General features: G+C 74.1%; 10 protein-coding genes and 2 pseudogenes. 3 read left to right on the top strand and 9 right to left on the bottom strand.

The features are described 5' to 3' along the window. The first annotated feature begins 36 nt into the window (after nt 1-36). Nucleotides 37-1,038: an aminotransferase class IV gene (locus tag ABIB16_RS04050; protein WP_036383651.1), complete on the top strand. Its 1,002-nt coding sequence runs from the start codon at nt 37-39 to the stop codon at nt 1,036-1,038. A gap of 77 nt (nt 1,039-1,115) precedes the next feature. After that, a complete protein-coding gene (locus tag ABIB16_RS04045; RefSeq protein ID WP_036383649.1) occupies nt 1,116-1,394 on the top strand; it encodes a DUF4235 domain-containing protein in 279 nt (92 codons plus the stop codon). 78 nt (nt 1,395-1,472) lie between these two features. Here the strand turns inward: ABIB16_RS04045 and mnhG are convergent, their stop codons facing one another. The 9 genes and pseudogenes from mnhG to ABIB16_RS03995 form a co-directional block, all read right to left on the bottom strand. Next, a complete protein-coding gene (gene mnhG, locus ABIB16_RS04040; RefSeq protein ID WP_036383647.1) occupies nt 1,473-1,880 on the bottom strand; it encodes a monovalent cation/H(+) antiporter subunit G in 408 nt (135 codons plus the stop codon). Next, a complete protein-coding gene (locus ABIB16_RS04035) occupies nt 1,877-2,215 on the bottom strand; it encodes an MrpF/PhaF family protein (RefSeq protein WP_036383645.1) in 339 nt (112 codons plus the stop codon). Before ABIB16_RS04035 ends, mnhG begins: the two co-directional genes overlap by 4 nt. Continuing rightward, the gene (locus ABIB16_RS04030) at nt 2,215-2,832 is read right to left on the bottom strand and encodes a Na+/H+ antiporter subunit E (protein ID WP_036383643.1); all 618 of its coding nucleotides are present in this window, start codon (nt 2,830-2,832) and stop codon (nt 2,215-2,217) included. The genes ABIB16_RS04035 and ABIB16_RS04030 overlap by 1 nt, the downstream gene beginning before the upstream one ends. Then, nucleotides 2,819-4,450, bottom strand: a complete 1,632-nt coding sequence (locus ABIB16_RS04025) for a Na+/H+ antiporter subunit D (protein WP_044658842.1) — start codon at nt 4,448-4,450, stop codon at nt 2,819-2,821. Before ABIB16_RS04025 ends, ABIB16_RS04030 begins: the two co-directional genes overlap by 14 nt. After that, nucleotides 4,447-5,007, bottom strand: coding sequence for an NADH-quinone oxidoreductase subunit K (locus ABIB16_RS04020; RefSeq protein WP_002858374.1), 561 nt, complete (start codon nt 5,005-5,007; stop codon nt 4,447-4,449). Before ABIB16_RS04020 ends, ABIB16_RS04025 begins: the two co-directional genes overlap by 4 nt. After that, nucleotides 5,004-8,102 (bottom strand): Na+/H+ antiporter subunit A, encoded by a 3,099-nt coding sequence (locus tag ABIB16_RS04015; RefSeq protein WP_354436064.1) that lies wholly within the window; start codon nt 8,100-8,102, stop codon nt 5,004-5,006. Before ABIB16_RS04015 ends, ABIB16_RS04020 begins: the two co-directional genes overlap by 4 nt. A gap of 68 nt (nt 8,103-8,170) precedes the next feature. Next, nucleotides 8,171-9,538, bottom strand: a pseudogene (locus ABIB16_RS04010) (MFS transporter); the annotation flags it as partial. Then, on the bottom strand, nt 9,490-10,071 hold the full coding sequence (dcd, locus tag ABIB16_RS04000) for a dCTP deaminase (protein WP_041104515.1): 582 nt from the start codon (nt 10,069-10,071) through the stop codon (nt 9,490-9,492). The pseudogene ABIB16_RS04010 and the gene dcd, both read right to left, overlap by 49 nt. Before the next feature lie 3 nt (nt 10,072-10,074). Then, nucleotides 10,075-11,604, bottom strand: coding sequence for a hypothetical protein (locus tag ABIB16_RS03995; RefSeq protein ID WP_041104513.1), 1,530 nt, complete (start codon nt 11,602-11,604; stop codon nt 10,075-10,077). Nucleotides 11,605-11,725: 121 nt separating this feature from the next. Between ABIB16_RS03995 and ABIB16_RS03990 the strand changes: the two are divergent. Continuing rightward, nucleotides 11,726-11,914, top strand: a pseudogene (locus ABIB16_RS03990) (cation:proton antiporter); the annotation flags it as partial. Nucleotides 11,915-12,000: the final 86 nt, after the last annotated feature.

The following is a 12,000-nucleotide window of genomic DNA, read 5'->3' as shown; positions in this document are numbered from 1 at the left end:
CCCGATCGGCCGGGGGCGGGCGTCTATCCTGGGCGGATGCGTCCCACCGCCTTCTCCCCCGCCGCCGGCTCGCCCGTCCTCGTCCTGCTCGAGACGGACGCGGACGGCGCCCCCGCCCCGCGGCTCGCGGACCCGGCCGTCCCGCACCTGAGCGTCACGGACCAGGGGGTCACGCGCGGCGACGGCATCTTCGAGACGGCGCTCGCCGTCGCCGACGGGCTCGGGACCCTGCGCATGCGCAAGCTCGGAGCCCACCTCGGCCGGCTGGCCGCGTCCGCCGCCGCCCTGCAGCTGGCCGCCCCCGAGGCGGCGGCGTGGGAGGCCGCCGTCGCGCTCGGCCTGCGGGCGTTCACCGAGGCCAACGACGTCGCGCCCGGGGACCGTCTCGCCGTGCGCCTGACCGTCACCCGCGGCCCGGACGCGGCTCCCGGCGCGGTGCCCACGCCCACCGCGTGGGCGCTGCTGAGCCCGGCCCCGGCGATCCAGGACGAGGAGCGGCAGCGGGGGCTGCGGGTGCTGCTGCTGGACCGCGGCATCGACTCGCAGGCCCCCGAGCGCTCCCCGTGGCTGCTCACCGGCGCGAAGACCCTCTCCTACGCCGTGAACATGGCCGCCCTGCGCTACGCCCGCGCGCACGGCGCCGACGACGTCGTCTTCACCAGCGCGGACGGCTACCTGCTCGAGGGCCCCACCTCCACGGTGCTGATCGTGCGCACCGGGGAGGACGGCGTCCGCCGCCTCCTCACCCCGCTGCGCCAGAAGGGCATCCTCGCCGGCACGTCGCAGGCCGTGATCTTCGCGGCCGCCCACGCGGACGGCTGGGAGCTCGGCTACGGCCCGCTCGTCCCGGCGGACCTCCAGGGCGCCGAGGGCGTCTGGCTCGTCTCCTCGGTGCGCGGCGTCCTGCCGGTGCGCGCCGTCGACGGCGTCGAGATCCCCGTGGACCACGAGCTCACCGGCATGCTGCAGGCCCATCTGGACGCCGACGGCGACCCCGGCCGGCACGTCAGCGGCGACCCGGTGCCCACCGCGGGCTAGGCTGGGGACCGGCCCGTCCGGCGTCGTCGGCCGCGGCCGCAACCGCACGTGAGATCCCCGACCACGGAAGGCGCACCATGAACACGCTCGCCCAGAAGGCCCTGTCCGCCGGCATCACGCTGGTCGGCGGCATCGTCGGCTCCCGCGTGGTGGCGGGCGGCTGGCGGCTCGTCACCGGCCACAGCGCCCCGAACGACGCGGCCGACGAGACGCTGCCCCTCATCGAGGCCCTGTCCTTCGCGTTCATCTCCGCGGGCGTCGCGGCGCTGCTGAAGGTCGCCGGCCAGCGCGGCGCCGGCGCCGCGATCCGCAAGGTGTCCGAGTCCACCGCGCACCGCGTGGACCACGAGGTCTGAGCCGCCCCGCCACCACCACGACGACGGCCGCCGCCCGGAGGGATCCGGACGGCGGCCGTCGTGCTATGCGGGGTGGTGTCAGCGGCGCCCGCGCGGCCGGGCGCCGGCGCGGCGCGGCCCGGGGTCCGCCGGGGGCTCGGCGCGACGGACGACGGCGGCCAGCTCGTCCCGGTGCAACAGCTCACGGCGGGCGTGCTTGGTGCGGTAGCCCGTACGGCCCACCAGGTGGGAGGCCACCGGGGCCGTGACCATCTGGGTGACCCACGCCAGCAACAGCACGGGCAGCCACACCCACGACCGCCACTCGATCGCCAGCCCGGCGAGCATGAGCAGCAGGCCGAGGACCTGCGGCTTGGCGGCGGCGTGCATGCGGGCCAGCAGGTCCGGGAGCACGAACAGGCCCACGCCGGCCACCAGGGAGAAGAAGGCACCGCTGACGAGCAGGAACGCGGCCAGCCAGTCCAGGAGCGTGGCGGTGTCGGTCATCGGCCCTCCTCCCCGCCCGGCACGTCCGTGGTGCCGGGCACGCGCGCCTGGTCCTCGAGCGAGTGGTCCGGGCGCCGGTCCTCCGCGAAGCGCGCCACCGTCACCGAGCCGACGAAGCCGACGGTGGCGGCCAGCACCACGAGGACCACGTGGTGGGTGTGGCGGTGCACGGCCATCTCCAGGACGAGCATCCCGGAGAACACCACGAGCAGCACGTCCGTGGCGACCGCCCGGTCCAGCAGCGAGGGGCCGCGCACGATCCGGTAGAGCGCACCGACGGCGCCGACCACGAGCAGCGCCCCGCCGGCCCACGTGGCCAGGTCCATGGGGTCCATCAGGCCTCCTCCTTCGGGGGGCGGGCGGCGGGGGGCGCCGAACTCGGGAAGCGGCGGACCAGCTCGAGGTCCTCACGCGTGCCGACGGCGCGGATGATGCCCGCCTCCACGTCGAGGGCCTTGGCGCGGAAGCCCGCCACGTCCTCGTCCGTGGTCGCGTCGAGCACGTGCAGGTACAGGACGGAGCGGACCCGGTCCACGTCCAGCACGATCGAGCCCGGCACCAGGGCCAGGGCGTGGCTGACGAGCGTGATGATGAGGTCGTCGTGGCTGCGCAGCGGGACGCCCACGATCGAGCCGCGGGCGCGGCGGCCACGCAGCAGCACCGTCCCGGCCACGTTGACTGAGGCGCGCACGACGTCGACGAGGAACCGCACCGTGAACACGAGGGACCACCAGGGGTTCAGACGGCCGCTGAACGGGATGCTCGGCATCGGGAAGAGCCCGATGATCAGCAGCGCGAAGGCGAGGCCGGTCAGGGCCACGTGCGGAGCGAAGTCCTGCCACAGGGCGCACCACACGGCCACCATCACGAGGATCAGCGGCCACTGGGCCACGATGCCCCGGATCCGGTCGGGGCGCACCACGCCGCGGCGGGCGGAGTCACTTCCGGGCATCGTGCACCTCCGTCGGGTCGACGCTGAGGGTGGCCGCGGCCCGCTCGGCCGCGGCGTCGTCGAGCACCGCCGCGATGTAGGGCGAGCGGTCGAGCATGTCCGTGGCGGCCTCGTCGGCCAGCGCGAACAGCGGACCGGCGGCCACCGTGAACACCAGCGTCAGGCCCACGAGCGCCGTGGTGGGCAGCACGAGGCCCGGCTCGAGCGGGCGGGGGCGCTCGCCACGGGCGACGGCCCGCTCGTAGGCGGCCACGAGCTGGGCGGGCGGGTGCTCCACGTCCTCGACGCGGCGCCAGAACGCGCGGGTCCACACGCGCACCACCACGAGCAGGGTCAGCAGGGACACGAGCAGGGACACGCCCACCAGCGTGTAGGCCAGGGGCGTGGCCTGCTCGACGCCGCCGCGCAGCAGGCCGACCTTGCCGAGGAAGCCGGAGAACGGCGGGATGCCGCCGAGGTTGAGCGCGGGCACGAGGAACAGGACGCTCACGAACGGGGAGACCTTCGCCAGGGACCCGAGGCGGTCGATGTTCGCGGTGCCGGCGCGGTTCTCGATCAGGCCCGTGACGAGGAAGAGCGCGGTCTGCACGGTGATGTGATGGGCCACGTAGTACACGGTGGCCGCCAGCCCCGCCTCCGTGGCCAGGCCCAGGCCGAAGATCATGTAGCCGATGTGGGAGACGAGGATGAAGGACAGGATGCGCTTGATGTCCGTCTGGGCCAGCGCGCCGAGGATGCCCACCACCATGGTCAGCGCGGCCACCACGAGCAGGAGCGCGTTGACGTGCTCCCCCGGGAAGAGCAGCGTCTCGGTGCGGATCATCGCGTACACGCCCACCTTGGTGAGCAGGCCCGCGAACACCGCGGTCACCGGGGCGGGCGCGGTGGGGTACGAGTCCGGCAGCCAGAAGGACAGCGGGAACACGGCCGCCTTGATGCCGAAGCCCACCAGGAGCAGCACGTGCAGGACCATCTGCACGTCGGTGGGCAGCTCGCCCAGCTTCACGGCCAGGTCCGCCATGTTCACGGTGCCGGTGGCCGCGTAGATCATCGCGATCGCGATCAGGAACACCACCGAGGAGAGCACGGAGACCACCACGTAGGTGACGCCCGCGCGGATGCGCTGGGCGGTGCCCCCCATGGTCAGCAGCACGTAGGAGGACGTCAGGAGGATCTCGAAGCCCACGTAGAGGTTGAACAGGTCGCCGGCGAGGAACGCGTTGGACACGCCCGCCACGAGGATCAGGAACGTGGGGTGGAAGATCGAGACCGGCCCACCCTCGTCCCGGTTGATCAGCCCCTGCGCCGAGGCGTACAGCAGCACCGCCAGGGTGATCAGCGCCGACACCACGAGCATGAGGGCCGAGAGCCGATCCACCACGAGGCTGATGCCCAGCGGGGCCGGCCAGCCGCCGAGGTGGACGGCCGCGACCCCGGTGTCCCAGACCGCGGCCAGCAGCAGCGCGTCCAGCACGAGGGTGAGCACGAGCGCGGAGACCGTGACGGTGATCTGCGCGCGGGGGCGGCGCACGAGCATGAAGGTCACGGCCGCGCCCAGCACGGGCAGCATGACGGCCAGCGGGGCCAGGTCGGTCAGGGGGACGGAACCGATGCTCATGCGCGCTCCCCGCCCTCGGGACGGCGGCCGCGGGACGCTGCCCCGGATCCGGTGGGCGCCTGGGGGGCGGGCGTGGCGTGCTGCACCTGGGGCCGTGCCTCCGTCGCGTGCTCGTAGTGGGCGTTGGGGTCCGCGGCGTCGTCCAGGAACTCGGAGGACTCCTCCACGAGCTCCGCGTCGTCCTCCGCGTCCCAGGCGGGCATCCGGGCGATCTTGACGTCCTCCGCGTCCACCTCGACCTCGTCCTCGCGGACGAGCAGCCACGAGCGGTAGATCATGGCGGTCAGGAACGCGACCACGGCGAAGCCGATCACGATCGCGGTGAGGATCAGCGCCTGCGGCAGCGTGTCCGCGTACTCGTGCGGGTCCCGTCCGCGCACGAACAGCGGGGCCAGGCCCGTGCCGCCCGAGGAGAGGAACAGCAGCATGATGGCGCCGTTGTTGATCAGCACGATGCCGAGCAGGATGCGCGTCAGGCTGCGCTCGAGCACCAGGTAGATCCCCCCGGCGAACATCACGCCCATCGCCAGGAGCAGGGCCAGGTCGACGGTCATCATCGGGCGGCCTCCGGGGCGTCGGGGGTGGACGGGGTGGGCATGCGCGGATGACGACGGCGGGCCGCGGCGCGCAGGCGGGCGCGGCGGGCCTCCTCGCCCCGGCGGTCCACCTCACCGCCGAGCGAGCGCAGCACGTCGATCACGAGCCCGACCACCACGAGGTACACGCCGATGTCGAACGCCGTGGCCGAGACCAGCTTGAGGGCGTCGCCGAACAGCGGCAGGTCGGTGAACTCCACCACATAGGACTGCAGGATCTGCCCGCCGAAGAAGAGCGGGGCGATCCCGGTGAGCGTGGCGATCGCCAGGCCCAGGCCGATCATGGGCCCGGCCGGGATCACGGAGGCCTCCTGCAGCTCGTACCGGCCGCCGGCGAGGAAGCGCAGCGTGAGGGCCAGGCCTGCGAGCAGGCCGCCGGCGAAGCCGCCGCCGGGGGTGTTGTGCCCGGCCAGCAGCAGGTAGACGGAGAGCAGCATCATGATCGGGAACATGAAGCGGGTGACGACCTCGAGGATGATCGAGCGCCGCTCGGGGGCCATCGTGTGGCCGGCCACGAGCCACTGGCCCTTGCGATCGTCCACAGCGAAGCTGCGCACGACGGACAGCTCGCGGGCCCCGAGCGAGGAGTCGGCGCCGAAGTCGCCGACGGAGCCGGGGGCGACGTCGTCGATGCTGCGGGTGCGCCCGTCGCGGTGCTGCAGGAAGATCAGGGAGGCCACGCCGGTGGCCGCGGCGGCCAGCACCGTGATCTCGCCCCACGTGTCCCACGCGCGGATGTCCACGAGGGTGACGTTCACGGCGTTCGTGCCGTAGCCGTCCGTGTAGGCGAGCTCCGGCATGGGCAGCGAGATCCGCTCCGCCGTGCGGGCGGCCAGCGCGGTGGCGGCGATCCACATCATGGTCAGCGCGAACCCGACGGCCACGGCCAGGCGGCCCAGCCGCCGCGAGCCGGTGCGGCGGTCGTACCAGTCCGGCGGCAGCACGCGCAGGCCCAGGATGAGGGTGACCAGGATGATGGTCTCCACGAGCACCTGGGTGATCGCGAGGTCCGGGGCGCCGCGCATCGCGAACAGGGCGGCGGCGCCGTAGCCGGTCACGGACACCAGCATGATCGCCTTGAAGCGGCGGCGCGCGCGGACGGCGAACACGGTGGCGACGGCGATCATCAGCACCACGACCAGCTGCGCCGGGGTCTGGAACCAGGCGACGTCCGCGGAGAGGAACGAGGTGGCCAGCGTGCGCTCGCTGCGCCCCACGGGGAAGAGCAGGAACGCGGCCGGCAGCAGGAACGCGGTGGCCAGGATGATGCCCAGGTAGCGGCGCAGGGAGCCGGTCTGGGTGCGCCCCGTGACCCAGATGGCGACCTCGTCGAGGGCGCCGGTGATCTTCCGGTACGTGCGCAGGGCGTCGACCGGGAACTCGACGCGGCGCTGGAACGCCTCGACTCCCGGCCGGCCGAGGGCGAGCAGCGCGCCGAGCACCCAGACCCCCGCGGAGAGGGCGAGGATGGGCGTCCAGCCGTGCCACAGGGCCAGGTAGGCCGGCGCCTCCTCCGGGTCCAGCGGCGGCAGGGAGCCCGTGTGGGCGGTGATGATCCCCTCCACCGGGCCGGGCAGGAAGGCGAGCACCAGGCCGGCGAGCGCGAGCAGCGCGGCCGGGGCCAGCTCGAGGGTGGTGACGCGGGTGTGGAAGCGCGTGACGGGGACCGCGGCCCCCTCCTCGTCCCGCTTGGCGGCGAACGAGCCCCACAGGAACCGCCACGTGTAGGCGAAGGTGAGCACCGAGCCCACGGTCATGAGCACGAGCGGCGTCCAGCCCCACACGCCGCCGTGGGCGGCCCCGTGGGCGGCCAGCGACTCGAGCACGGACTCCTTGGCCACGAAGCCGAACAGCGGGGGCAGCCCGGCCATGGACAGCCCCGCCGCCACGGCGACGGCGGCCAGGACCGGATGGCGGCGCCCGATGCCGGAGAGCTGGCGCAGGTCGCGGGTGCCGGTCTCATGGTCGATGATGCCGACGATCATGAACAGCGGCGCCTTGAACACCGCGTGGGCCAGGAGCATGGCGAGCCCGGCCATCGCCGCGTCCCGGGTGCCCAGGCCGTTGGCCACCATGAGGAAGCCGAGCTGGGAGACCGTGCCGTAGGCGAGCACGAGCTTGACGTCCGTCTGCCGCAGGGCGCGCCAGCCGCCGAGCACCAGGGTCCACAGGCCGACGCCGAGCACCAGGACCTGCCAGGACGTGAGGTCGTGGAACTCCGGGGCCAGGCGGGCCACGAGGAACACGCCGGCCTTCACCATGGCCGCCGCGTGCAGGTACGCGGACACGGGGGTGGGCGCGGCCATGGCGGCCGGCAGCCAGAAGTGGAAGGGGGCCTGGGCGGACTTCGTGAGGGCGCCGATCAGCACCAGGGCGACGGCGACCTCGAGCAGCCCGCGCAGCCCGGCGTCGGCCATGAGGGCGGGGGCGGCCTCGAGGACCCCGGAGATCCGCCAGGACCCGGCGAAGTGGGCCAGCATGATCAGGCCCGCGAGCATGGCCAGGCCGCCGAACGTGGTGACGATCAGGGCGGTGATGGCGGAGCGGCGGGCGAAGATGCGGTGGCCCGAGTAGCCGATCAGCAGGAAGGACAGGACGGACGTGATCTCCCAGAAGGTGTAGAGCACCATCAGGTCGTCCGTGGTGACGAGCCCGAACATCGCGCCGGCGAACGCCAGCAGCTGCCCGCCGAACACCGCGTTGCGCGGCTCGTGCTCCCGGAAGTAGCGGGCGCAGTAGGCCAGGACCAGCGCGCCGACTCCCAGCACGATCAGGGACATGAACGCGGCCAGCACGTCCATGCGGAACGCGAGCTCGGTCTCGAGGTACGGCACCCACGGCACGGCGCGGTCCAGGCGCGCCGCCGAGGCCGGGACCGGCCGGCCGGCGTCGAGCGCCTCCTGCAGCGCGAACACGTGCGGCAGCTGAGTGAGCAGCCAAACGAAGCCCGCCGCGGGAGCGGCGGCGAGCAGATAGAACCCCTGACGTCCCGTCCACCGGAAGAGCACCGGGGCGGCGAGCGCGACGACGAAGAGCGCGGTCAGGATGACGAGCATGCGGTCCCTTCGTCAGGCACGGGCGAGGGTCCGGTCCAGCCTAACGGAGGGATGCGCCCCACCCGGGGTCAGCGGACCGATTCCGCGCTCCGCGTGATCGGCTCCGTGACCCGGGCGAACAGCAGCCCACCGGCCACGAGCACGACGGCGATCACGGGGATGACCACCCGGTTGTCCGGGTGCAGGGCGAGCGCGAGCGTGACGAGCGCGGGCGTGATGAACCCGACCGCGCGGCCCGTGGTGGCGTACAGCCCGAACACCTCGCCAGCCGTCCGCGGCGTGGTGAGCCGGCCCAGGAACGCGCGCGAGGCCGACTGCACCGGGCCCACGAACAGGCACAGCGCCAGCCCGCCGACCCAGAACGCGAGGGTGCCCGAGGCGAAGAAGAGCGCCCCGGCCACGAGGACCATGGCGGCCAGCGAACCGAGGATCACCCGGCGCGGACCGACCGCGTCGTCGAGCCGCCCGCCCACGAAGGCGCCCAGGGCGGCCACCACGTTGGCCGCGATCGCGAACAGGATCACGTCCGAGGCCGCCAGCCCGTAGACCGTGGTGCCCAGGATGGCGCCGTAGACGAACACCGCGCCCACGCCGTCGCGGAACACCGCCGAGGCCACGAGGAACCACAGCGTGTTCCGGTCCTCGCGCCACATCCGGGCCAGCGTGGCCCCCAGCTCGCGGTAGGAGCCCAGCACCGACTCACGGCGCGGCCCGCCGTCCGCCGCCGGGGCGGGGGCCGGGTCCGGCACGGCCACCAGCACGGGGATCGCGAACACGAGGAACCACGCGGCGGCCACGAGCGCGACCACCCGGATGTTCAGCGCCGCGTCCTCCGTGACGCCGAACCAGTGCGCGTCCCCCGAGACGAAGCCCACGAACACGATCAGCAGCAGCAGGATGCCGCCGAGATACCCCGCGCCCCAGCCGATGCCCGAGATCCGGCCGATCGTGGCCGGCGTCGAGATGTGCACGAGGATCGCGTTGACCTGCACCTCCGCGAACTCGAAGAACACCGTGCCCAGGGCGATCAGGGTGACGCCCAGCAGCAGGGAGGACTCCTCCGGGGTGACCCAGAAGCAAGCTGCGGTGCACGCGATCACGGCGCCCGTGGTCAGCGCCAGCCAGAGGCGGCGCCGTCCCGCGCCGTCCACCCGACGCCCCAGCACGGGCGCGGTGACCGCGATGACGACGCCGGCCACCGCCATCGCCGTCGAGAGCCAGGCCGTGCCCCGCTCGTCCGGCCCGAACGCGTCCGAGGCCAGGTAGGTGCCGAACACGAAGGTGACCATGACCGCGTTGAACGCGGCCGAGCCCCAGTCCCACAGCGCCCACGCGGCCACCTGGCGGCGCGGGGCGGCGGAGGCGACCGGCGGGAGCGCGACGTCGGTCATCGCTCGATGCGGGTGAGGTGGAAGTCCCGGTGCGCCCGGGAGGCCGTGGGCCCGCGCTGACCCTGGTACCGGTTCTGGTTGGCCCCGGTGCCGTACGGCGACTGGGCCGACGAGGAGAGCCGGAAGAAGCACAGCTGGCCGATCTTCATCCCCGGCCACAGCGTGATGGGCAGCGTGGCCACGTTGGACAGCTCGAGCGTGACGTGCCCGGAGAACCCGGGGTCGATGAACCCGGCGGTCGAGTGCGTCAGCAGGCCCAGCCGCCCCAGCGAGGACTTGCCCTCGAGGCGGGCGGCGAGGTCGTCCGGCAGGGTGACCTGCTCATAGGTGGAGCCGAGCACGAACTCCCCCGGGTGCAGGATGAACGCCTCGTCCGGGTCCACCTCCACCAGCCGGGTCAGCTCGTCCTGCTTCTGGCGCGGGTCGATGTGCGCGTACCGGTGGTTGTCGAAGAGCCGGAAGAACCGGTCCAGGCGCACGTCCACGGACGCGGGCTGGACCATCGCCGGGTCGAGGGGGTCCAGGCCGACGCGCCCGGAGTCGAGCTCGGCGCGGATGTCGCGGTCGGAGAGCAGCACGGCTCAGTCCATTCGCACGACGACGGCCAGCGGGGTGCGCTCGCGGCCCTGGCCCAGCGGGTTGTCCGCGAAGGCGGCTTCGAGGACGGCGGCCGACGCGGCGGTGTCCTTGCCGAGGGCGTTGCGGCCGATGTCGTTGGCGTCCATCACGACGGTGCCGGCGAAGGAGGCCTTCGCCCAGGCCGGGATGTCCGCCGCCCGGATCATCGCCGAGACCTCGGCGGCCACCCGGTCCGGCTCGGCCGGCGGCAGCTTGGCCGAGACGTTGGCCGGGAACGTGGAGTAGGTGGTGGGCCCGTCGATCGCGCGGACGTTGCCGCCCACCACGTTGTAGAACACACCGCGCTTGCCGGCGACCTTGCCGGCGGCGCCGGCCGCCGCGGAGAGCACGATGCGCGGCAGGCCCGCCTCCTGGATGGCCAGCTGCATGGTGGTGGGATCGCCCAGGCCGATGCCCGCGGGCGTGCGGGTGACCAGGCGGGAGAGGACGCGGGCGGCCACGGAGGGGCGGACCTCCCACGTGTAGTAGGAGCGACCCTGGGTGATGGCCACGATCTTCTCGGACACGGAGAAGTGCCACGGGGCGTCCTGCGGCATCGCGTCCGCGGGCAGGTCGCGGAAGAAGTCCTCGATCTCGCCGCGCAGGTAGGCCTGCAGGTCCGTGTCCCGGTCCACCAGGCCGGTCTGCACCGGGAAGCGGCGGTAGCGGCGGCCGTCCTCGGCGGAGACCAGGTCGAGCTCCTTGCCCGGGTTCGGCTCGTGGTCCGGTTTGGCCGGTGCCGGGGCGGTGGGGGCCTCGTCGACCGCGGTGGCGGGGCCGGCCGGGGCGGCGTCCGCGTCCACCGCGTCGCGCAGCCAGAGCTCGAGGTTGAGCAGGCGCCAGAAGCGCTCGGGGTCGTGCCGGCGCGGGTGGGCGAGGAAGTCCTCGAAGAGCGCGCGGACGGTGGGCGCGTCGGCGTACGGGCGGGCGGCGAACGAGTCGGAGGCGAACACCTCGCGGACCGGCTCGCGCAGGGCGAGCAGCAGGCCGGCCGCGGCGTCGTCGTCCGCGTGGCGGGCCGGCGGGAGGACGGCGTCCACCAGGCCGGCGAGCCGCCCGCGCGGCACGCCGCGATCGGCGGGGCGCTCGTCCGCGTGGGCGTCGACGAAGGCCGAGTTCAGCAGCGCCTCGACGGGCACGTCGGCGCGCTCGCGGGAGTCGGCCAGGCGTGCGGCGACGTCGCGGCGGGTCGCGGTCAGGGTGCGCGCGGCACCGCGCAGGCCGCGGGGCGCGTCGGCGGCCGAAGGCGTCGGGGCGGGGCGGCCGCACACGTGCGCGGTCGAGGCCAGGGGGCCGCCGTGGGCGCGGATCGCGGCGCGGACCGACTCGAGGTCGGCGACCGGGGACGGCGTCGCGGCGGGGGCCAGCGGTGCGGGCCGGGGACCGCCGACGAGGAAGGGGCGGTCCGCCTCCCCGAACGCGAGGTAGCGGTACACCGCCGCGTCGTCGGGGCGGGCGGGGACCTGGGCCGCGTCGGCCGTGGTGTCGCGCATGGGACGTCCTTCCGGGACAGGGGCTGCCGGACGCGTCCGGCCGCGGCCGGGCGCGGTTCGGACTCTACCAGCGGCCCCCGGCGCGCTTTCGTTCGGGAAACGGCGGCCCCTGGTGCGCTTTCGTTCGGGAAACGGCGTGGCCGGCCGCTGGCGCGCGGGTGCGGCCCTGACCATCCGCGGGGAGTTCTCCATCGTGATCGCCGGGCCGGTGCTCACGCGGTACGCGGACGCGTTCGGTCGCTCGCGCGCCCGGGCGGCGACGCGGCGGGTGCGGGCGCGCGAGGTCGCCGCAGCGGACCCGGTGCACTGACGTACGGGTCCGCGGGGCTCGATGACGACGCGGGGCCGGTGCACCGGCCGGGCTGGTGTATGGTGGTGCCCGCGCCGCAGGCGGAA

The organism is Micrococcus sp. UYEF5 (genome assembly GCF_040546065.1).
Classification (GTDB): Bacteria; Actinomycetota; Actinomycetes; order Actinomycetales; family Micrococcaceae; genus Micrococcus; species Micrococcus luteus.
Note: the sequence above shows the minus strand (reverse complement) of the source record. Positions and strands in the feature narration are given on the sequence as shown.